Raw genomic sequence first — 663 nt, forward strand, 5'->3', positions numbered from 1 at the left:
GGATCGGAGGACAGCATGAACCCCGTGATCGAGGTCCGAAACCTCACGAAACGCTACAAGGACAAGCTCGCTCTCGACGACGTCAGCTTCGACGTCCAGGAGAACACGATCTACGGCCTGCTGGGGCGCAACGGCGCCGGCAAGACCACCGCGATGTCGATCCTCACCGCACAGAACCTGCCCACCAGCGGGCAGGTGCGGGTGTTCGGCGCGGATCCCTACGAGAACGCCCGGGTGCTCAGCCGGATGTGCTTCGTGCGCGAGAGCCAGAAGTACCCCGACGACGCCACCGCGCGCCATGCCTTCACCTCGGCGCGGCTCTTCTTCCCGCGGTGGGACCAGGAGCTCGCCGACGAGCTCATCGACGAGTTCCAGCTGCCGCTCAAGCGCACGATCAAGAAGCTCTCCCGCGGGCAGCTCTCGGCCGTCGGCGTCATCATCGGCCTCGCCTCCCGCGCGGAGATCACCTTCTTCGACGAGCCCTACCTCGGCCTCGACGCCGTCGCCCGGCAGATCTTCTACGACCGCCTGCTGGCCGACTACGCGGAGCACCCGCGCACGGTGCTGCTCTCGAGCCACCTCATCGACGAGGTCGCGAACCTCCTCGAGCGGGTGCTCGTGATCGACGCGGGCCGGATCATCATGGACGAGTCCACCGACGAC

The 663-nt window shown here is 67.0% G+C and carries 1 protein-coding gene; it reads left to right on the forward strand.

Going from position 1 to position 663, the window contains the following annotated elements; genetic code table 11:
* Positions 1 to 15 precede the first annotated feature (15 nt).
* Positions 16 to 663: ABC transporter ATP-binding protein (locus RCG67_RS16915; RefSeq protein ID WP_368827961.1), on the forward strand; the 648-nt coding region annotated here is incomplete at its 3' end.

This window comes from Kocuria cellulosilytica (assembly GCF_040981245.1).
GTDB lineage: Bacteria > Actinomycetota > Actinomycetes > Actinomycetales > Micrococcaceae > Kocuria > Kocuria cellulosilytica.